The sequence below is a fragment of the Rhodococcus sp. 06-156-4 genome (assembly GCF_002259345.1).
In the GTDB taxonomy this organism is placed as follows: Bacteria; Actinomycetota; Actinomycetes; order Mycobacteriales; family Mycobacteriaceae; genus Rhodococcoides; species Rhodococcoides fascians_E.
In genome coordinates this window covers 622,685-641,951 of sequence record NZ_NPGB01000018.1, presented here as the reverse complement: position 1 = coordinate 641,951, position 19,267 = coordinate 622,685, and the positions used below count along the sequence as shown (strand labels likewise).

The 19,267-nt window shown below is 65.3% G+C and carries 19 protein-coding genes; 9 read left to right on the top strand and 10 right to left on the bottom strand.

What is annotated here, in order from left to right:
• Positions 1-43: 43 nt before the first annotated feature.
• From CH290_RS30275 to CH290_RS13775, 3 genes are read right to left on the bottom strand one after another with little or no spacing between them, the layout of a single operon-like run.
• A complete protein-coding gene (locus tag CH290_RS30275; protein ID WP_020110335.1) occupies positions 44-211 on the bottom strand; it encodes a DUF5302 domain-containing protein in 168 nt (55 codons plus the stop codon).
• Positions 212-263: 52 nt separating this feature from the next.
• On the bottom strand, positions 264-773 hold the full coding sequence (locus CH290_RS13780; protein ID WP_033189938.1) for a pyridoxamine 5'-phosphate oxidase family protein: 510 nt from the start codon (positions 771-773) through the stop codon (positions 264-266).
• Between the two features lie 58 nt (positions 774-831).
• Positions 832-1,533 (bottom strand): IclR family transcriptional regulator, encoded by a 702-nt coding sequence (locus CH290_RS13775; protein WP_033189937.1) that lies wholly within the window; start codon positions 1,531-1,533, stop codon positions 832-834.
• Positions 1,534-1,699: 166 nt separating this feature from the next.
• On the opposite strand from CH290_RS13775, the gene leuC reads away from it, so the two are divergent.
• The 3 genes from leuC to CH290_RS13760 all read left to right on the top strand — a co-directional run bounded on the left by leuC (position 1,700) and on the right by CH290_RS13760 (position 4,676).
• The gene (gene leuC, locus CH290_RS13770; protein WP_020110334.1) at positions 1,700-3,142 is read left to right on the top strand and encodes a 3-isopropylmalate dehydratase large subunit; all 1,443 of its coding nucleotides are present in this window, start codon (positions 1,700-1,702) and stop codon (positions 3,140-3,142) included.
• A 69-nt stretch (positions 3,143-3,211) separates the two neighbouring features.
• Positions 3,212-3,829: a 3-isopropylmalate dehydratase small subunit gene (leuD, locus tag CH290_RS13765; protein ID WP_019664299.1), complete on the top strand. Its 618-nt coding sequence runs from the start codon at positions 3,212-3,214 to the stop codon at positions 3,827-3,829.
• A gap of 148 nt (positions 3,830-3,977) precedes the next feature.
• Positions 3,978-4,676 carry an HU family DNA-binding protein gene (locus CH290_RS13760; protein ID WP_019664298.1) on the top strand — a complete coding sequence of 233 codons (699 nt, stop codon included), beginning with the start codon at positions 3,978-3,980 and terminating at the stop codon, positions 4,674-4,676.
• Positions 4,677-4,804: 128 nt separating this feature from the next.
• Here CH290_RS13760 and CH290_RS13755 read toward each other — a convergent pair whose 3' ends face one another.
• From CH290_RS13755 to cofC, 3 genes are all read right to left on the bottom strand, one after another.
• Positions 4,805-5,740 carry an NUDIX hydrolase gene (locus tag CH290_RS13755; protein ID WP_020110333.1) on the bottom strand — a complete coding sequence of 312 codons (936 nt, stop codon included), beginning with the start codon at positions 5,738-5,740 and terminating at the stop codon, positions 4,805-4,807.
• Positions 5,740-7,887, bottom strand: coding sequence for an RNA degradosome polyphosphate kinase (locus CH290_RS13750; protein WP_371828049.1), 2,148 nt, complete (start codon positions 7,885-7,887; stop codon positions 5,740-5,742). The genes CH290_RS13755 and CH290_RS13750 overlap by 1 nt, the downstream gene beginning before the upstream one ends.
• A 151-nt stretch (positions 7,888-8,038) precedes the next feature.
• Positions 8,039-8,692, bottom strand: coding sequence for a 2-phospho-L-lactate guanylyltransferase (gene cofC / locus CH290_RS13745; RefSeq protein WP_306436863.1), 654 nt, complete (start codon positions 8,690-8,692; stop codon positions 8,039-8,041).
• A gap of 162 nt (positions 8,693-8,854) precedes the next feature.
• Here cofC and CH290_RS13740 point away from each other — a divergent pair, with 162 nt between their 5' ends.
• Together CH290_RS13740 and CH290_RS13735 are read left to right on the top strand one after the other, a co-directional pair.
• Entirely contained in the window at positions 8,855-9,853 is a 999-nt protein-coding gene (locus CH290_RS13740) for an NAD(P)H-dependent glycerol-3-phosphate dehydrogenase (RefSeq protein ID WP_019664292.1), read from the top strand.
• A 58-nt stretch (positions 9,854-9,911) separates the two neighbouring features.
• A complete protein-coding gene (locus CH290_RS13735; protein WP_283164032.1) occupies positions 9,912-11,018 on the top strand; it encodes a D-alanine--D-alanine ligase family protein in 1,107 nt (368 codons plus the stop codon).
• 18 nt (positions 11,019-11,036) lie between these two features.
• Here CH290_RS13735 and CH290_RS13730 read toward each other — a convergent pair whose 3' ends face one another.
• A complete protein-coding gene (locus CH290_RS13730) occupies positions 11,037-11,630 on the bottom strand; it encodes a DUF3515 domain-containing protein (RefSeq protein ID WP_019664290.1) in 594 nt (197 codons plus the stop codon).
• Between the two features lie 34 nt (positions 11,631-11,664).
• Positions 11,665-11,901, bottom strand: coding sequence for an Lrp/AsnC ligand binding domain-containing protein (locus CH290_RS13725; protein ID WP_020110330.1), 237 nt, complete (start codon positions 11,899-11,901; stop codon positions 11,665-11,667).
• Positions 11,902-11,948: 47 nt separating this feature from the next.
• Here CH290_RS13725 and CH290_RS13720 point away from each other — a divergent pair, with 47 nt between their 5' ends.
• Entirely contained in the window at positions 11,949-13,064 is a 1,116-nt protein-coding gene (locus CH290_RS13720) for a thiamine-phosphate kinase (RefSeq protein ID WP_033189935.1), read from the top strand.
• Between the two features lie 49 nt (positions 13,065-13,113).
• Positions 13,114-13,806: a uracil-DNA glycosylase gene (locus tag CH290_RS13715; protein WP_026347647.1), complete on the top strand. Its 693-nt coding sequence runs from the start codon at positions 13,114-13,116 to the stop codon at positions 13,804-13,806.
• Between the two features lie 12 nt (positions 13,807-13,818).
• Here CH290_RS13715 and CH290_RS13710 read toward each other — a convergent pair whose 3' ends face one another.
• Together CH290_RS13710 and rpmB are read right to left on the bottom strand one after the other, a co-directional pair.
• The gene (locus CH290_RS13710; RefSeq protein WP_371828594.1) at positions 13,819-14,607 is read right to left on the bottom strand and encodes an enoyl-CoA hydratase-related protein; all 789 of its coding nucleotides are present in this window, start codon (positions 14,605-14,607) and stop codon (positions 13,819-13,821) included.
• Positions 14,608-14,779: 172 nt separating this feature from the next.
• A complete protein-coding gene (gene rpmB / locus CH290_RS13705) occupies positions 14,780-14,971 on the bottom strand; it encodes a 50S ribosomal protein L28 (protein WP_008717389.1) in 192 nt (63 codons plus the stop codon).
• Between the two features lie 229 nt (positions 14,972-15,200).
• On the opposite strand from rpmB, the gene CH290_RS13700 reads away from it, so the two are divergent.
• A complete protein-coding gene (locus CH290_RS13700) occupies positions 15,201-16,886 on the top strand; it encodes a DAK2 domain-containing protein (RefSeq protein WP_033189933.1) in 1,686 nt (561 codons plus the stop codon).
• A gap of 28 nt (positions 16,887-16,914) precedes the next feature.
• Entirely contained in the window at positions 16,915-19,188 is a 2,274-nt protein-coding gene (recG, locus tag CH290_RS13695) for an ATP-dependent DNA helicase RecG (RefSeq protein WP_033189932.1), read from the top strand.
• The last annotated feature ends 79 nt before the right edge of the window (positions 19,189-19,267 follow it).

Sequence of the window (19,267 nt, the reverse complement as noted above, 5' to 3'; positions counted from 1 at the left end):
TCCCATCGTTCGCGATGGGAGCCCATTTTCGTTTTCGGTCGATCTACACGCTCTTACGTCGGAACATCTTCTGATGATCGGCGGGTCCGTGAGCGTTGTTCACCTTGGACGTGCCGTCCTTGTGGTCGACGGACTGCGTCGCACGGTGGTTCTTCTTGTCGAGCGCTTCGCGGAATTTCTTCTTCAGATCGTCGTTGGTCGGTTCGGTCATGATCGCTCCTCACACAGGGTGAAGGCAACGTACCGCACCCGACGCTCGCGTTTCACTCGATTTTCGACAGGAACTCCGCCGTCGTACCACCCGGAGGCATCGCCGGGAGGCCGAGCTTGCGGTGGTCCCACGACCTGGTCCTGTCGGCGACGACCCGGACCGCGATGCGTTTGTTCATCATCTGGTCGACGAGGGGGCGGACCTCGTCGCTGTACGGGCCGGTGTAGCGCTCCCACACGCTGATTCCGACCTTGGCGATCGCGTCGGCGTCGTCGACGATCTCCGCCCGTCCCTCGATGGAGACTCCGCGCAACGCGTCGTAGGTCAAGCCGTCCTCGATCAGTACGGTGACCCGCGCATCTCGCCGTAGGTTGACGGCCTTCTGCGATTTCGCTTTGGTCTCGAACCATATTTCGCCGTCGACGAGGGCGTACCACATCGCGACGAGGTGAGGCGTTCCGTCGCGGCCGATGGTCGCAAGGTTCGCGATTCGGCTTCTGTCCAGAAATGTCGCGATCTCGTCGTCGGTCATGGTTATCTGTGCGCGCTGGTTGATTCCCACGCCGTCTTCTCTATCAGAGTCGGTGCCGCGCCCGCGGTGCTTCCGGGCAGGCGCGCGCTCAGAGTCTCTTGTGCAAGGCTTCGGCAGCGGCCAGGAGGTCGGCGGCCCACCGCACACCGGGGCGGCGTCCGATTCTGTCGATCGGTCCCGAGACCGACACTGCTGCAACGACATTGCCCATCGCATCGCGAACGGGTGCGGCCACGCTGGCCACGCCGGGCTCGCGTTCCCCGGCGCTCTGGGCCCACCCGCGTCGCCGAACCTCGGCGAGGACTCGTTCACCGAACTCGGCGTCGGAAAGGATTGCTCGTTGGGTGTTCGTATCGGCCCACGCCAGTAGGACTTTGGCACCCGAGCCGGCCGTCATCGGAAGACGCGCACCGACGAGGACGGTGTCTCGAAGCCCGGTCGGGGGTTCCATCGACGCGACGCATACGCGAACCGTGCCCTCGCAGCGAAAGATCTGGACGCTTTCTCCGGTGATCTCGCGGAGCCGGGGCAGGACCGAGGCCGCGGCCTCGACCAGGGTGTCCGACGCGGTCGATGCGAGTTCGGCGAGGCCTGGGCCCGGCCGCCACAGTCCGTTGGAATCGCGCGCCAGCAACCGATGGATCTCGAGGCCGACAGCCAGACGGTGCGCTGTCGCTCTCGGAAGGCCGGTGCGGGTGCACAGATCGTTCAACGTGCACGGCTCCTCCGCGACTGCGTACAAGACACCCATTGCTTTGTCGAGAACGCCGATGCCGCTATGCTGTCCCATAGGTCGATACTAGCGTCTCGCATTATGAGATCACGATTCTGGGTCGCCTCGCGGATCCGTCCGTCGGGGATTCGGGTCGCCGCGCTACGTCTCGGCACCGTACACGCGAGGTGGGCCAGCCCGTAGTCCACCGGCGCGACGCACACGAGGAATGGTTGGTGTTCTTATGGCCGGCACAGCACGCACCCTGGCGGAAAAGGTGTGGGATCAGCACGTAGTGGTTCGGGGCGGAGGCGAGGGTGCCTCGCGCGAGCCCGATCTGATTTTCATCGATCTCCACCTGATCCACGAAGTCACCAGCCCTCAGGCATTCGACGGTCTGCGGTTGGCCGACCGTCCACTGCGTCGGCCCGATCTGACGATCGCCACCGAGGACCACAATGTCCCCACGGCGGACATCTTCGCTCCGATCGCGGACGTCGTGTCGCGCACTCAGGTGGACACGCTGCGGCGGAACTGCGAGGAGTTCGGTGTTCGCCTGTACCCCATGGGCGACCTGGATCAGGGCATCGTCCACATCATCGGCCCCCAGTTGGGATTGACGCAGCCGGGAATGACGGTGGTGTGCGGAGACAGTCACACTTCCACGCACGGTGCGTTCGGATCCATCGCGATGGGAATCGGCACCAGCGAGGTCGAACACGTGATGGCGACGCAGACGCTGTCGCTTCGTCCGTTCAAGACGATGGCCATCACGGTCGACGGTGACCTGGCGCCCGGAGTGACGAGCAAGGACCTCATCCTCGCGGTCATCGCCAAGATCGGAACCGGTGGCGGCCAGGGGTACGTGCTCGAGTACCGCGGCGAAGCCATCAGGAAGTTGTCGATGGAGGCTCGAATGACCATCTGCAACATGTCGATCGAGGCGGGGGCGCGCGCCGGAATGATCGCCCCCGACGAGATCACCTACGAGTACATCAAGGGACGCCCCCATGCGCCGCAGGGCGAGGACTGGGATGCCGCGGTTGCAGCATGGGAAGAGCTGAAGACCGACCCCGACGCCGTGTTCGACAACGAAGTGCACATCGACGCCTCGACGCTCACGCCGTTCGTCACGTGGGGAACCAACCCCGGTCAGGGTGCCCCTCTCGGCGAGCGGGTGCCCGATCCCGCCGACATCGTCGACGAGAGCGAGAAGGTCGCTGCCGAGAAAGCCTTGCAGTACATGGGACTCGAGGCGGGTACGCCGTTGCGTGAGGTAGCGGTGGATACGGTGTTCGTCGGCTCGTGCACCAACGGGCGTATCGAGGACCTGCGCGCCGTGGCCGAGGTTCTGGAAGGCCGGAAGGTCGCCGACAGTGTTCGGATGCTGATCGTCCCCGGGTCGATGCGCGTTCGTGCGCAGGCCGAGAAAGAGGGACTGGGCGACATTTTCACGGCAGCGGGAGCGGAGTGGCGTCAGGCCGGGTGCTCGATGTGTCTGGGAATGAACCCGGATCAGCTTGCTGTGGGGGAGCGGTCGGCATCGACCTCGAACCGAAACTTCGAAGGCCGTCAGGGCAAGGGAAGCCGGACGCACCTCGTCTCACCGTTGGTGGCCGCTGCCACCGCGGTGCGCGGAACTCTGTCGTCGCCCGCCGATCTCGTGGACGCGCCCAGCAGCCCCTAGCTCCGGAGCCTGAACCGGCGTTGCCCGATCAAGTCTTTCCGAAACCTGTACTTCTTAGGAGATTTTTCGATGGAACCCTTCACCCGCCACAAAGGAATCGGCGTCCCGCTGCGTCGCTCGAACGTGGACACGGATCAGATCATTCCTGCCGTGTACCTGAAACGTGTGACTCGCACCGGGTTCGAGGACGGTCTGTTCTCGGCATGGCGCAACGATCCGGACTTCGTGCTCAACGTCGCCCCGTACGACAAGGGCTCGGTTCTCGTTGCCGGACCCGACTTCGGAACGGGGTCGTCCCGCGAGCACGCGGTGTGGGCGCTATCGGACTTCGGTTTTCGGGTCGTGATCGCGTCTCGGTTCGCCGATATCTTCCGCGGCAACGCGGGCAAGGCCGGTCTGCTCGCCGCCGAAGTCGACCAAAGTGACGTCGAATTGATCTGGAAAGCACTCGAAGAGCAGCCGGGATTGGAAATTCTCGTCGACCTGGAATCGAAGACGGTGACCGCTGGAACCTTGGTGGTGCGCTTCGCCATTGACGACTACACGAGATGGCGTCTGCTCGAGGGTCTCGACGACATCGGATTGACATTACGCCAGGTAGAGGCCATTGCCGAGTATGAAAAGTCAAGGCCTTCATGGAAACCGACAACCCTCCCGGCGCGCATCGAGGAGCCGTCCGAGGGGTAGCGAAAACGGCCTTCGACACGCATTGAGCCCGTGAATCTTTCCGCCACGCCGGATGAGAATTGGCGTGGCTCATAGACTCTTGACGCCTTGGGGTTTACCGTTGTAGTAGTCGGTCCGACGATGGGCCACAATATTGCGGAGGAAATCCATGAACAAGGCAGAGCTGATTGACGCCCTGACCGAGAAGTTGGGGTCTGACAGGAGGAGCGCCACAGAGGCTGTCGAGAACATCGTCGACACCATCGTGCGCGCGGTTCACCGTGGCGAGAGCGTGACCATCACCGGATTCGGTGTGTTCGAACAGCGGCGTCGCGCAGCCCGCGTGGCTCGTAACCCGCGTACCGGCGAGACCGTCCGCGTGAAGCCGACGAACGTCCCGGCATTCCGCCCGGGTGCTCAGTTCAAGGCAGTCATCGCCGGTGGACAGAAGCTCCCCGCCACCGGACCTGCCGTCAAGCGCGGTTCGGCGTCCGCGCCCGCCAAGAAGACTGCGGCAGCAAAGAAGACCGCAGCCAAGAAGGCGGCCGTCAAGACCACCGCTCGTAAGACGACCGCCGCCGCCAAGAAGGCAGCTCCGGCCAAGACGACTGCGCGCAAGGCAGCAGCTCCCGCCAAGAAGGCAGCTCCGGCGAAGACGACTGCTCGCAAGACCACTGCTGCGGCCAAGAAGGCTCCGGCCAAGACCGCAGCGAAGAAGACCACCACTGCGGCAGCAGCCAAGAAGGCTCCGGCCAAGACTGCAGCGAAGAAGACCACCGCTGCAGCAGCCAAGAAGGCTCCGGCCAAGACTGCAGCAAAGAAGACCGCGGCCAAGAAGGCTCCGGCAAAGCGCACCGCACGCAAGTAGTCTCGCACAGCAGAGATCTCGCACAGCAGTACTCTCGCGGATCGGTGAGGGCCCCGGACGTACGACACGTCCGGGGCCCTCGTCGTGCACTCTGTCGACCGTCGGCGAACATCAACCGTCGGCGAACATCAACCGTCCGCGGGAATGACCGGCAGCGGACTCGCAAGGTGATCCGCGGCGATCATCGTGCCGTCGTGGAACGACAGAACCCACACACTGCCCTTGCGATTACGGTTGGGCGGTAGTGCGACACCGTCCCTGTCCGCCCACCACTGCAGCAGATCCGGGATGACTTTCCCTTGGCTGCAGATGGTGCGGACGCCACCGAGAGCGGAGATGGCGACCGCGCGGCGACGAGCATCGTGCAACTCGGCCCAGTAGCCCTCCTCGGACAGCAGCGGTTCGAGGGTTATCTGCTCTCCCTTCTCGTCCGCCGAGGCTTGAATCGTCGATACACAGCGCCGACGATTCGCCGCGTGGAACTTGTCGGCTCCGAACGCGGACAACAACGGCACGAGCGCCGCAGCCTGTGTCTCTCCGACGGCATCGAGCGGGCGAAGTGCATCGTCTCCTCGATATCGTGATCGTCGACCGGCCTTGGCATGACGAACCAGCAGCACGGTGTCGGTGTCCGCCGGCTGCTTGAGGAAACGACGAAGGATCTTGTGATCCATCGGATACGACAACTGGTCCGCCGCGTCGGACGGGGTGACCCAGCGAAGTTCGTCGACCTCGGAGTTCGGTTCGAACTCGCCTCCGATGGCCTCGGCCGCCCAGTAGTCCACCTTCTTCAACTTGCGGTGACCGGGAATCGGGTAGGTGACCTTCGAGAGGTAGCGACCGAGGCGTACGTCGAATCCGGTCTCCTCCGCCACTTCTCGCACCGCCGCGCCGACCGTCGTCTCACCCGGGTCGAGCTTGCCCTTGGGGAACGACCAGTCGTCGTACTTGGGACGGTGGACCAGTGCGACGGAGATCTCGCCGGCGCGGTTGGGTGTGTGACGCCACAGAACCGCGCCCGCAGCGAAGATGTTGGCGCGCAACGAGTTGTCGGAACCCGACATCAGGAGCCTTGATTCCGCCGGCGTCGCATGGATTCCACCTGGTGCTCGCGGACGGTCTCGCCCTGTGCCGGTGACGCTGCCCATCCGCCGTCGGGGCGGAGGATCCAGCATCGTGTCGTCGGGTCGAGAGCGGATTCGAAGATCTCGTTCAGCTGAGCGGTGAGGCGTGGATCCTTCACCTGAGCCATCACTTCCACCCGTCGATCGAGATTGCGGTGCATCATGTCCGCACTGCCGATCCAGAATTCGTCGGAACCCCGGAAATGCAGGACACGCGAGTGTTCGAGGAATCGACCGAGAATGGAACGGACCTCGATGTTCTCGCTGAGCCCCGGTACTCCCGGCTTCAACGCGCAGATCCCTCGGACGACGACGTGCACGGGGACACCGGCCGCCGATGCTCGATACAACGCGTCGATCACCTGCTCGTCGACCAAGGCGTTGGCCTTCAGCCTGATTCCGGAGTCACGTCCGTTGCGGTGGTGCTCCACCTCCGCTTCGATTCGCTCGATGATTCCACGGCGAACCCCGTACGGTGCGACGAGAAGGTTGCGGTAACTGGTCTTCCGTGAGTAGCCGGTCAACGAATTGAACAGATCCGTCAGGTCGGCGCCGATCTCCGGGGAGGAGGTCAACAAGCCGACGTCCTCGTAGATCCGGGCAGTCTTCGGATTGTAGTTTCCGGTTCCGATGTGGCAGTAGCGACGAATGACCGAGCCTTCGCGCCGCACCACGAGGCACGTCTTGCAGTGTGTCTTCAGGCCGACGAGACCGTAGACGACATGGACGCCCGCTTTCTCGAGCTTGCGTGCCCATTCGATGTTCGCCTGCTCGTCGAATCGGGCCTTGATCTCCACCAGCGCGACGACCTGCTTGCCCGCACCCGCGGCGTCGACCAGAGCGTTGACGATCGGTGAATCACCGGACGTGCGATACAGAGTCTGCTTGATCGCCAGGACCTGAGGGTCGGCCGCGGCCTGCTCGATGAAGCGCTGAACGCTCGTGGAGAACGAATCGTACGGGTGATGCACCAGCACGTCGCCGTCGCGCAGCGTGGAGAACACGCTCTTCGGAGTCTCGCGCTCGCCGAAGGCGGGGTGCGTCGCCGGAACGAACGGTGCGTCCTTCAGGTTGGGCCGATCCACGCCGTACACCTGCCACAGGCAGGACAGGTCGAGCAGGCCCGGCACCTGAATCACGTCGCCGGGGTCGACGTCGAGTTCACGCAGCAGGAGTTCGAGCATGTGCTCGGTCATGTCGTCGGCGATCTCGAGGCGCACCGGTGAGCCGAACCGACGACGAGCCAGCTCGCGTTCCAATGCTTGGAGCAGATCCTCGTCGCGATCTTCCTCGACCTCGAAATCCGCGTTGCGCGTGATGCGGAACGCGTGACTCTCCACCACGTCCATGCCCGGGAAGAGAACGTCGAGGTGAGCGGAGATGACCTCTTCCATGGACAGGAAGGCGTCCACGCTCTGGCCGCCGTCACCGCGTCGGACGCGAACGAAGCGGTCCACGTTGTCGGGGACCTTGACGCGCGCGAAGTGTTCACCCGACGTTGCGTAATCCTTCACCGTGACAGCCAGATTGAGACTCAGCCCGCTGATGTAGGGGAACGGGTGCGCCGGGTCGACGGCCAGCGGTGTGAGGACGGGGAAGACCTGCTCGTGGAAGTATGTGGACAGGCGTTCACGCTCGTCCGCGTCGAGGTCGGACCAGCGGATGATCTCGATCCCCACCGATGTGAGCTCCGGCAGGATCGAATCGAGAAGGACACGCGCGTGTCGGCGCGCCAACTCCTGAGTGCGTTCGCCGATGAGAGCCAGTTGCTCGCGAGGAGTGAGGCCGTCGGCGGAACGGACGGACAAGCCCGTCTCGTCGCGACGCTTGAGCCCCGCAACACGAACCATGTAGAACTCGTCCAGATTCGATGCGAAGATCGCCAGGAACTTCGCGCGTTCCAGCAACGGGAGCGACGAATCCTCGGCGAGAGCGAGAACACGCGAATTGAAGTCCAGCCAACTCAATTCGCGGTTCAGGTAACGGTTCTCGGGAAGCGAATCCTTGGCGTTCGGGGCATGCGGCTCGGTGGCTGCGGGCAACGCCGCCGGGCTGCCCGAGGGCGAGGTCGCCGGCGGTGGAACCACCGGGCGCTCCTCGGTACCGGATGGTTGCCCTGACGGGGAGGCTGCGTCGGTCTCGGTTTCGCTGTTGCTCACGGCTCGATCATCCCCTATTGCGGTGTCGGGTGAAACTCGGATCGGCGAATCTCGTGGAAGGAACGAGCGGCCGACGAATCTAGTTCCAGCCGAGCGAACGCAGTACCTCACCGGTCGCAGGACCGACACCGAGTCGGTGCGCGGCCCGGACGTCGTCGATCGTGTCGACATCGAGTCGAAGCCCCGGCCACACCCCGGTCAGATCGAAAGCACCCGATTCCAGATGTCGCTTCGCGGACGCCGGGCCGAAGAGCGGACTGAAATCGGTCGCGGCACCGTCGACGATCAACGCGGCGGTTCCCGTGCCGTGGTGGTCGCTGACCACCGACCGGGAATGACCCGAGGACATCATGTACGCCTCGGCGAGTTCGGACGTGCGCAAGGCAGGCAGATCGGCCTGCAGCGCGATGATGTCGTCCTTCCCCTCCTGACGCACCAGGGAAGCGGCTGCCTCGAACGCGGAGTTGAGTCGTGCCACCGAATCGAGCGGATCCTGATCGCACGGTTCACCGACGACCCGTGCGCCGAGACTCCGGGCGGCGTCGGCGATGGATGGATCGGGAGTGACCACGGTGACGGCAGCGACCTGATCGACTGCCCGGGCTGCGACGACGGTGTCTCGAAACATCGCAACGACCAGACGGGCGCGGTCGGCGTCGGCGAATGCATCGGCCAAGCGGGTCTTGGCTGCGGCCAGATCCTTGACTGCAATCACCACGTGCGCGCTACTCATGACCTCGATCCTGCCAGCGTCACCGGCAGCGAGGCCGTTCGACCTCTCCGGCGCGATCGAACTACGCGGGCAACGACCGGACGTTAGTGTGAGGCGGCGGCGCGCGCGGGCCGCACGAGTGTGATCGAGACGTTCCGAAACGGATCAAGAAGGTGGCCAGCGATGACGAGAGCAGCGGTACTCGGTTCAGGGTCTTGGGGGACCGCATACGCGAAGGTGCTGGCGGACGCCGGAACCGACGTGACGATGTGGGCGAGGCGGTCCGAACTCGCGGACACGATCGCGTCCGAACACGTCAACTCCGACTACCTCCCCGACATCAGGCTTCCCGAGAACATCACTGCCACCAGTGATCCCGCGCGTGCACTCGACGGCGCCGACATCGTCGTTCTCGCAGTTCCGTCGCAGTCGTTGCGCGCCAATCTCCAGGACTGGACGGACGCGATACCCGCGCAGGCCACGTTGCTCTCGTTGGCCAAGGGGATCGAGACCGGCACTCTCCTGCGGATGAGCCAGGTCATCGCTCAGGTCACGGGAGCGGATCCGAGCCGTATCGCATCGCTGTCCGGGCCGAACCTCGCGCGCCCCATCGCGGAGGGTCAACCCGCGGCAACCGTCATCGCATGCTCCGATTCGCGCCGCGCCCTCGAAGTTCAGAAGGCATGTGCCACAGGTTATTTCCGCCCTTACACCAATACCGACGTGATCGGATGCGAAATCGGTGGGGCATGCAAGAACGTCATCGCACTCGCCTGTGGCATGGCCAGCGGAGTCGGGTACGGCGAGAACACGCTCGCGTCGATCATGACGAGGGGCCTTGCGGAGATCATCAGACTCGGAACCGCGCTGGGCGCGAAACCCGCAACCCTCGCCGGGCTCGCGGGCGTCGGCGATCTCGTCGCGACGTGCTCGTCGACTCTGTCGCGGAACCGCACCTTCGGTGAGCGGCTCGGTGCGGGCGGGTCGATGGAGAGTGCTCAGGAGGCGGCACACGGTCAGGTAGCCGAGGGCGTGAAATCGTGTACGTCGGTGCGCGCCCTCGCCGAGAGCTACGACGTCGAGATGCCGCTGACCGATGCCGTTCACCGCGTCTGCCATGCGGGACTGTCCGTTCCCGACGCCGTCGGTCATCTGCTCGGACGTCGTATCAAGCCCGAATAGCGCGCAAAGCATGTGAGGGTCCACGCACTGAAATGCGCGGACGGTACGGTGGATGACCGTGAGTCAAACGCGTACCAGAGTCGCCGTGGTGTTCGGCGGACGAAGCAACGAGCACGCGGTGTCCTGCGTCTCCGCAGGAAGTGTCCTCCGGCACATCGATCGGGAGCGCTACGACGTGGTGCCCGTCGGGATCACGTCGGAGGGCGCCTGGGTTCTCGGTCCGTCCGACCTCGAAGAACTGGCCATTCACGGCCGGGTTCTGCCGAGCGTGGACCGGAATTCCCGCGCGCTCACTCTGTCGACGGACCCGTCGCGCGCGGGCGACCTGCTCTCCCTCGACGCCGACGACGCCGGAGCCGTGCTGTCGTCGGTCGACGTGGTGTTCCCACTTCTCCACGGCGCCTACGGCGAGGACGGCACCATCCAGGGCCTCCTCGAACTCGCCGGAGTTCCCTACGTCGGCCCGGGCGTGCTCGCGAGTGCGGCCGGAATGGACAAGGAATTCACCAAGAAACTACTGGCGGCCGACGGATTGCCCGTCGGACGGCAGATCGTGCTGCGGCGCGGCGACGACACCGCGACTCCCGAGCAGCGCGACTACATCGGGTTGCCTGCGTTCGTGAAGCCCGCCCGCGGAGGCTCGTCGATCGGCATCACGCGGATCACCTCTTGGGATCAACTCGCCGACGCGATCGCTCACGCCCGCTCCCACGACCCGAAGGTGATCGTGGAAGGCGCCATCACCGGTCGCGAGGTCGAATGTGGAGTTCTCGAATTCCCCGACGGCACTGTGCGCGCGAGTGTGGTCGCCGAGATCCGGTTGCCGGACGCACCGGCCGACGATCACTCGTTCTACGACTTCGACAGCAAGTACCTCGACGATGTGTGCGAATTCGACGTCCCCGCAGTGCTTTCCGAGGAGACGAGTAACGAGATCCGCCGGATCGCCGTGGATTCGTTCCGTGCGCTCGACTGCCAAGGACTCGCGCGCGTCGACCTCTTCGTCACCGACGACGGACCGGTCATCAACGAGATCAACACCATGCCCGGATTCACGTCGATATCGATGTTCCCCAAGATGTGGGGCGCCACCGGGCTGGACTACACGGCGTTGATCGACACCCTCATCGAGACCGCGCAGGCCCGAGGAACGGGCCTGCGCTGACGATCGAGATCCGACGCGTCACTCGAGGGGCGCCGGGTCCAGCGGCGTTTGGGGCAAGGCCGAGGAAATCGCGTCCGACGCGTCCTGGAGCGGCGTCGGTCCGGAGCCGCCGGGAACCGTCAGCGCCACGTACACCGGACGGTCGACGGTGTACCAGGTGCTCGCATCGAGACCGGAGTCCGCGCCGGAGACCTCGAACCACTGCACCCCGTTGATCACCTGCAACGACGACGCGACGTCGAACCCGAGCGGGCGGGGGAGTCCGCAGCGCAACACGATCGGCTCGGACACGTCGTCGTCCGGTGCCCATGCCCTGGCGCCGACCGGTGCCGGATCGACCAGCTCGGCGCGGGCGTAATCGCCCAGCGAATCGGGGAGAGCATCGAGCACCGCGGTGCAGTCGGCGCTCTCGGCGGACGGGGCGTCGACCGGCCCCAATGCTTCCGGCGGACGAGTCGACGAGCCGGAGACGGTCACGGCCGCGACTATCACGCCGATCAGCAGCGCGACCGGTAGCGCGACGGCGGTCGCGATCACCGCCGGGTGGCGTCGCTGCTCGGGCGTATCGGTGTCCGTGGAAGCGGGTTCGATCGAATTCGGTTCGCTGGTCATCGTTTCGAGTGTGACTTCCTGGCGGTGCCCGCGCTCAGGCGGGGGTGTCCGCGATCTGGCAGGTCAGCGTCCGCGTGATCGCGTCGGCCTTCTGGATCTCGCCGACGACGACTGCGAGTGTGCTGTCGTTCTCGGCTGCGACACGGACCACGACGTCGTACGGGCCGAGAACGGCCTCCGCGGACTCGACCCCGCGGACGTCGCGAAGCGCAGCCGCCACAAGAGCCGAACGTCCCACTTCGGTCTGTACCAGGATGAAGGCGTGCACCATGGTCGGCCCTTTCCTTTCGTCCCCGCCGCACCCGAAGGTAAGGTCGGTTGAATCACATTGCGTGCTGTCCGGCCGGAGCATGTCGTCCTGTTCTGGACGCTCACCGGTCGGTAAGAAGGTACCGCAGTGTCGAACCGTGCTCCGCGCAGACGGAAAAGAGGAAGACGATCGGATCCCGTACCGAACCCGGCGCTCCCGGTTCGACTGTTGCCGACGTCGGCGAATTCGGCGTCATCGACCGCATCACCTCCGGGTGGACGCAGTCCTCATACACCGTCCTCGGACCGGGCGACGATGCCGCTATCGTCACCGCGAGCGACGGCCGAGTCGTCGCGGCGACGGACATGTTGGTCGAGGGCAGGCACTTTCGGCTCGACTGGTCCTCGCCGGAGCACGTCGGACGTAAGGCCATCGCCCAGAATGCTGCCGACATCGCAGCGATGGGCGCACGATGCACAGGCTTTCTCGTTGCCCTCGGATGCCCGTCCGACACCGATGTGGCTGTGTTGGACGGCCTCTACCGTGGCTTGTGGGGCGAGGCGCAGCGCGCGGGTGCATCGATCATCGGTGGCGATCTCGTGCGAACGAACGATGTGGTGATATCCATCACGGCGCTCGGAGATCTGGAAGGTCGGTCGGCTGTGCTGCGGTCCGGCGCATCCGTCGGCGACGTCGTCGCCGTCGTCGGCGATCTCGGTCGGTCGGCAGCCGGACTGGACGTGATCCGCGCCGGGATATCGGGGCACGACGGTCTCGTGTCGTCACACCGGGTGCCGAGTCCCGACTACGAGCAGGGTCGGACGGCCGCACTCGCCGGCGCCACGTCGCTCACCGACATCTCCGACGGACTCGTCGCGGACCTCGGGCATGTCGCCGTGGCGTCGTCGGTCACCATGGATCTGGATGCGCACGCGTTCGACATCGGCGCCGATCTTCGTTCCGCCGCACAAGAACTGGGAGCGTCGGCATTGGCGTGGGTGCTCGGCGGCGGTGAGGATCACGCGTTCGCGGCCACGTTCTCCGACGCCGCTACCGTGCCGGCGGGCTGGACGGTGATCGGCCGCGTCGGTGCAGCACGGTCCGACGGCTCGGCCACTCAGCGCGTCACCGTCGACGGGGTACCGTTCGCCGGCACCGCCGGGTGGTCGAGCTTCGGTGCCTGACCCCCGTCGACGGAGGACACAGCGGGACACACGAGAACAGGAGATGTCGATGACAGCACGGCCACTCGAGGACCTCGTCGACCCCGGATGGGCCGCAGCGCTCGATCCGGTGCGGGACGACATCGCCCGCATGGGACAGTGGCTCCGAGACGAAATGGACGCCGGCCGTTCGTACTTGCCGTCCGGTGAGAACGTTCTACGGGCCTTCACTCGACCCTTCGACCACGTTCGAGTGTTGATCGTCGGCCAGGATCCGTACCCGACGCCCGGACATGCCGTCGGGCTCAGCTTCTCGGTGGCGCCGGATGTTCGGCCGGTACCGCGAAGTCTCGCCAACATCTTCAAGGAGTACTCGGAAGATCTGGGTCTGCCGACTCCCACCAGTGGTGATCTGTCCCCCTGGGCAGATCAGGGAGTGTTGTTGCTCAACCGTGTGCTCACGGTCGAGCCGGGTGCCGCGGCGTCGCATCGCCGCAAGGGCTGGGAACCTGTGACGGAGCAGGCAATACGAGCGCTGGTGGAACGGGAGGAGAAGAAGGACTCGGCCGGACTGGTCGCAGTCCTGTGGGGCCGAGATGCGGCTACGTTGAAGCCGATGCTCGGCCGCACACCCGTCGTCGAATCGGTGCATCCGTCTCCGCTGTCCGCTTCCCGCGGTTTCTTCGGCTCGAAGCCGTTCAGCCGAGTGAACGACATACTCGACGCAGCCGGACACGAGCCGATCGACTGGGCGCTGCCGTGACGGTGCTCTGCCTCAGCTGAAGTCGGGGCGGCGCTTCTCCACGAACGCGTCCACTCCTTCTCGTCCCGTCGGTCCGTCGGCAGCAGCCGAGATCGATGCGGCTTCGGCTTCCAGTTGCTCTGCGAGAGTGTTGGTTTCCGAGTTCTGAAGCAATGCCTTGGTTCCGCGGAACGCCTGGGTCGGCCCGGCCGCGAGGGTTCGTGCAAGACGTTCGGCTTCGCTTCCGATGATGTCGTCACCCACGAGCCTGCTGAGGATGCCGAGGCGAACTGCCTCCTCTCCGTTCAGGATCGAATCGTTCAGCAGAATGTCGCGTGCTCGTGCCGGGCCGACGATGCGAGGAAGTGTCCACGTCAGTCCGCCGTCGGGAGTGAACCCGATGCCGGGGTAGGCGGGACGAAGTTTGGTGGCGCGGCCGCCGATGGCCACGTCGGCGTGACACACCAGACTCATACCCGCGCCTGCTGCCCAGCCTTGGACTCCGGCCACGACTGGCACGGTGGCAGCGGCGAGCTCGAGCACGAAGCGGTGGAACGCGTCGGCGACGGTGCGCACGTACGCGCCGCGTTCGGGCGCGGAAGCGAAAGCACGGACGTTTCCACCCGCGCAGAAATTCTTCCCGGAGCCGACGAGAAGGACGCTTCCCGCAGCAAGCTCACGGGAGTTGAGAGCATGCAGTGCGTCCGCACCGGCAACCATGGCGTTGCCGTCCAGCGAGGTACCTGCAGCGTCTGTCGCCACGGTGATGTGCAGTACACCGTCGAGTAGTTCCACGTGGCCGGTACTTTCGGTTTCGATCACGCTTCGCACTGTAACGCGGCCGTGCTCGTCCACATACATCGCGGTGGGTGGATCCGCACTTGTTGGTCCACGTCCTCTCGGTGCACGTTCTCGGCGCAAGTTCTCACCGCACGAGAAAGCCCCCACCACCGATTTCGGTGGCGGGGGCTCTCTCGTTGCTCGGGGGCTGAAATCAGCCGCGAACCACCTTGCCGGCCTTCAGGCACGAGGTGCAGACGTTCATACGCTTCGAGTTACCGGGGGCAACCTGGGCGTGAACGGTCTGGATGTTCGGGTTCCAACGACGGTTGGTCCGTCGGTGCGAGTGCGAGACCGACTTACCGAAGCCGGGCCCTTTGGCGCATACGTCGCAGACGGCAGCCATAGTCGCGAACTCCTTGATAGATGATTGATCGTTAACAGTGGGACGTACGCCCGACGAACCTCGACGTGCAAGAACACGCCGCTCCTCATCGGGCAACCCTGCAAGAATAGCGGCGCGGTGCAGATTAACCAAACCGCCAGCCCACCGTCGGTGCCTGACCGGCACTCGCGGGTACTTCGAGTCTACTGTTGCTCGGGACGAAGCAGGCGAAATCGGGGGAGCGGCGCAGATGGGTGAGCAGTCCGGCGGCCGGATTCGTCGACCGCACACCGAGCTCACCGTCGACCTGATCAAGCAGTGGGCCTATCGGTGCGTCGACGGACTGAGCGATCGATGTGACGAGATGAACGAACTCAACGTCTTCCCGATCCCCGATTCGGACACCGGGACCAACCTGGTCTTCACCGTCCGCTCGGCCGTCGAGTGCATGCGCACCGTCGGAGCCGACGCCACGCTGTCCGAGGCGGCCGCGGCTCTCGCCCGCGGAGCCGTGTCCGGGGCGCGCGGAAACTCCGGTGTCATCGTGTCCCAGGTGCTGAGGGCGGTCGCCGAGCAGTGCGCCGCAGGTGCCCTCGACGGCGCAGGAGTGCAGGCTGCGTTGGCCCGTGCGGGAGACCTGGTTCTCGAAGCGGTGAGCGTTCCGATGGAAGGCACCATCGTGACCGTCCTCGCGGCTGCGTCGACGGCAGCGCAGTCCCGCCCGCCCGGCGACTTGGAGGCGGTCGCGTCGAGCGCATCGGAGGCCGCGGCGTCGGCTCTGGAGGCAACCCGCACCCAACTACCTGCCCTGGACGTCGCCGGAGTCGTCGACGCGGGTGCACTCGGTCTCGTCGTGATGCTCGACGCGCTCGCGTCGATCGTGACCGGCACCGAGGTGACGCGTCGGCGATACCACCGAACCGAGCTCGGAACCGTGCGACCTGCTGTCGACGCCACGGTCGTCCCCGTACATCGCCTCGCACGGCCCGCCCTGGGTTTCGAAGTGCTCTATTCCATCCGCGGTATGGACGATCACGATGTGCCGAGATTGCGCACCGCCCTCGGCGAACTCGGCGATTCGGTCGTGGTCGCAGGCGACGGCGCGGGATCGTGGACCGCGCACGTGCACACGGCGAATGCAGGCCTCGCAGTCGAGGCAGGACTGCAGTTCGGGCAACTGCAGAACGTTCGAATCGAGGTACTCGACGCAGGGGGTTCCCACGCCGACAGCCACGGAACCGACGGTGACCACCCGGGAGGCGTCCGCGGACGCGACATTCTCGCGGTCGTCGCAGGCGACGGAGCGGAAGAGTTGTACAGCGTCGAAGGAGCCGCGGTACTGCGCTGCGACACCGCCGAGGTGGGTCCGGCGGAACTGTGTGCCGCAATCGTCGGAGCCCCGCACACCGAGGTGCTGGTTCTGCCGAACGGCGCGTTGTCCGCCCAGGAACTGGTGTCGGTGTCCATCGCATCCCGCACGGCAGGGAAGGAGGTCCTGATGCTGCCGTCGTCGTCGATGGTGCAGGGGTTGGCCGCGCTCGCCGTGCACAATCCAGCCCGCGCGGCCGTCGACGATGCCTACGCGATGTCCGAGGCTGCAGCGGGCACTCGGTGGGCTTCGCTCAGGATTGCCGAAGAACGGTCTCTGACCTGGGTGGGGACGTGCGAGCCCGGTGACGGCCTCGGTCTGGTCGGACACGACGTCGTCGTGATCGGCGCAGATGTGATCTCTGCCGGACGAGTACTGCTGGACCAACTTCTGTCGGTGGGAGGTGAGATGGTGACGATGCTGCGCGGTGCGCCCGGCACCGGCGACGAAGAACACGACGTCGTGGATGTGCTCGCTCGCCATGTCGCGGATCGGCACCCCGGGGTCGAGGTGATGCTCTACACGGGAGGGCAACCCGGCGACGTGGTCCAGTTGGGCGTGGAGTGAACGAGAGAGGGTCGGGTAGGTAACGACGATGGTGGACATGGCAGATCGCCTCGACGCGGTCCTCGGCACGAAGGTCGCCGAACCTTTCGCCCAGCACTTCGACCTGCACACCGTCGAAGATCTGCTGAGGTACTACCCGATCCGGTACATGACCCAGGGCGCCGAGCTCACCGAGAAGGAGCCGCCCGAGGGTGAGCACATCACCATCGTCGCGACCATCACCTCCGCGGTTCTGAAGGACATGAAAGCGAGAAGAGGCCAATTCCTCGCGGTGTCCTTGGCCGCCGAAGGGCAGGTCATCGACGCGACGTTCTTCAGCCCGCACAAGCTGAAGCACGTGCTGCTGCCCGGCAAAAAAGGCATGTTCTCGGGAAAGGTCAAGTATTTCGGCCGCAAGTGGAACCTCACGCACCCCGGTTACGTGATCCTCGGCGGTGACGACGAGGACGGAGCCGTCGTTCCCTCCGGTCGCATCGTCGGCGGCGGCGCGCTGGCAGGCGTGGCGCGGGGCGCCGTCGACGACTCCGGCAGTGTCGACATGACGATCTTCGAGCGCAGTTTCGTACCGCTGTACGCGGCATCCAAGGACGTCGAGAGTTGGACGTTCATGCGGGGCGTCCGGTGGGTTCTCGACAGACTTGCCCCGGTCGAGGACCCGGTTCCCGACGTCGTGCTGGCCGAGCGAGGTCTGGTCTCCCTGGACACCGCGCTCCGTTGGATTCACTTTCCGGATTCGGTCGAAGAGAAGAAGCACGCCAGGGATCGCCTCAAGTTCGACGAAGCACTGGCGGTGCAATTGGTACTCGCCGCCAGGCGGCGCGACGTGTCGACCCGGACCGCCCCGGTATGTGTCGCACGCGAGGACGGGATCGCAGCCGAGTTCGAGCGTCGGCTGCCCTTCACCCTCACCGAGGGTCAACGCAAGGTCGCCGGCGAGATCTCCGCCGACCTGTCCGGTGGGCACCCCATGTCGCGGCTGCTGCAAGGTGAAGTCGGCTCGGGAAAGACGATCGTCGCGTTGCGGGCGATGTTGCAGGTGGTCGACGCAGGCCATCAGTGCGCACTGCTGGCTCCGACCGAAGTTCTCGCGTCTCAGCACGCGCGCTCGATCACCTCGATGCTCGGCACCCTCGCGGGCGCCGGTGAACTGGGTGCGGACGACCTCGCCACCCGGGTCACGTTGCTGACCGGGTCGATGGGAACGGCGGCGAAGAAGAAGGCGCTGCTCGACGTCGTGACCGGTGACGCGGGCATCGTCATCGGAACCCACGCCTTGATCCAGGACCGGGTGTCGTTCATGGATCTCGGCATGGTCGTCGTCGACGAGCAGCACCGCTTCGGCGTCGAGCAACGCGACGCGCTGCGCGGTAAGGCGAAGGACGGCATCAGTCCGCATCTGCTCGTCATGACGGCGACGCCGATTCCGCGCACCATCGCGCTCGCGTCCCTCGGCGACCTGGAGACCTCGATCCTCGACGAATTGCCGCGCGGACGTTCCCCCATCGTCAGCAGTGTCGTCTCCTCCGCAGAGAAACCTGCGTGGGTCGATCGGGCATGGCAACGCATCGGTGAGGAGGTCGCCCAGGGCAGGCAGGCCTACGTCGTGTGCTCGCGAATCGGCGACGACGAGGAAAAGCAGCTGGAGAAGAGACGGACCAGGAGCGCGATGACGGACGGTCCGAACCTCCCGGAGACCAAGTCGGCGCTTCAGATGTACGAGCTGCTGAGCACCGGGCCCCTGGCCGATCTCCGAGTAGGCCTTCTGCACGGGCGTATGCACCCGGACGACAAGGACGCAGCCATGTCCGCATTCAATGCAGGCGAGATCGACGTTCTCGTGTGCACCACGGTCGTCGAAGTCGGCGTCGACGTCCCCAACGCGACGGTCATGGTCATCGAGGACGCGGACCGTTTCGGGATCAGCCAGTTGCATCAGCTCCGCGGCCGAATCGGGCGTGGCGGCCACCAAGGTCTGTGCATCATGATCAGCCAGCTCAGTCCGCACGGGCAGTCCTTCTCCCGTCTTCAATCCGTGGCCTCGACCAACGACGGATTCGAACTGGCCAATCTCGACCTCGCAACTCGTAAGGAAGGCGACGTCCTGGGTGCGGCACAGTCCGGAACCGTCAGCAGCATGCGCTTGCTGTCACTGATCGAGGACGAGGACGTCATCGACGACGCGCACTCCTGCGCGCGCACCATCTTCGACGGCGATCCCGACCTGGAACGCCATCCCGGGATCGCGTCGATGATGAAGTCCGCGTGGCGATCGGACCGAGCGGAGTATCTCGACAAATCCTGAAACGGAGCCGGATCGGAGGGGTACGAGCTCCGGCATTTTCGGGACTGCACCGTTTCAGATGCTGCAGTTGGGCTTTTCA

What these genes read in the sequence shown, in the direction of transcription:
- recG (WP_033189932.1), top strand. Translation starts at nt 16,915, where the DNA reads ATGGTGGACATGGCAGATCGCCTCGACGCGGTCCTCGGCACGAAGGTC.
- rpmB (WP_008717389.1), bottom strand. Translation starts at nt 14,971, where the DNA reads ATGGCTGCCGTCTGCGACGTATGCGCCAAAGGGCCCGGCTTCGGTAAG.
- CH290_RS13725 (WP_020110330.1), bottom strand. Translation starts at nt 11,901, where the DNA reads ATGGTGCACGCCTTCATCCTGGTACAGACCGAAGTGGGACGTTCGGCT.
- CH290_RS13755 (WP_020110333.1), bottom strand. Translation starts at nt 5,740, where the DNA reads ATGTCGGGTTCCGACAACTCGTTGCGCGCCAACATCTTCGCTGCGGGC.
- CH290_RS13715 (WP_026347647.1), top strand. Translation starts at nt 13,114, where the DNA reads ATGACAGCACGGCCACTCGAGGACCTCGTCGACCCCGGATGGGCCGCA.
- CH290_RS13775 (WP_033189937.1), bottom strand. Translation starts at nt 1,533, where the DNA reads ATGGGACAGCATAGCGGCATCGGCGTTCTCGACAAAGCAATGGGTGTC.
- CH290_RS13730 (WP_019664290.1), bottom strand. Translation starts at nt 11,630, where the DNA reads ATGACCAGCGAACCGAATTCGATCGAACCCGCTTCCACGGACACCGAT.
- leuC (WP_020110334.1), top strand. Translation starts at nt 1,700, where the DNA reads ATGGCCGGCACAGCACGCACCCTGGCGGAAAAGGTGTGGGATCAGCAC.
- CH290_RS13740 (WP_019664292.1), top strand. Translation starts at nt 8,855, where the DNA reads ATGACGAGAGCAGCGGTACTCGGTTCAGGGTCTTGGGGGACCGCATAC.
- cofC (WP_306436863.1), bottom strand. Translation starts at nt 8,692, where the DNA reads ATGAGTAGCGCGCACGTGGTGATTGCAGTCAAGGATCTGGCCGCAGCC.
- CH290_RS30275 (WP_020110335.1), bottom strand. Translation starts at nt 211, where the DNA reads ATGACCGAACCGACCAACGACGATCTGAAGAAGAAATTCCGCGAAGCG.
- CH290_RS13700 (WP_033189933.1), top strand. Translation starts at nt 15,201, where the DNA reads ATGGGTGAGCAGTCCGGCGGCCGGATTCGTCGACCGCACACCGAGCTC.
- CH290_RS13760 (WP_019664298.1), top strand. Translation starts at nt 3,978, where the DNA reads ATGAACAAGGCAGAGCTGATTGACGCCCTGACCGAGAAGTTGGGGTCT.
- leuD (WP_019664299.1), top strand. Translation starts at nt 3,212, where the DNA reads ATGGAACCCTTCACCCGCCACAAAGGAATCGGCGTCCCGCTGCGTCGC.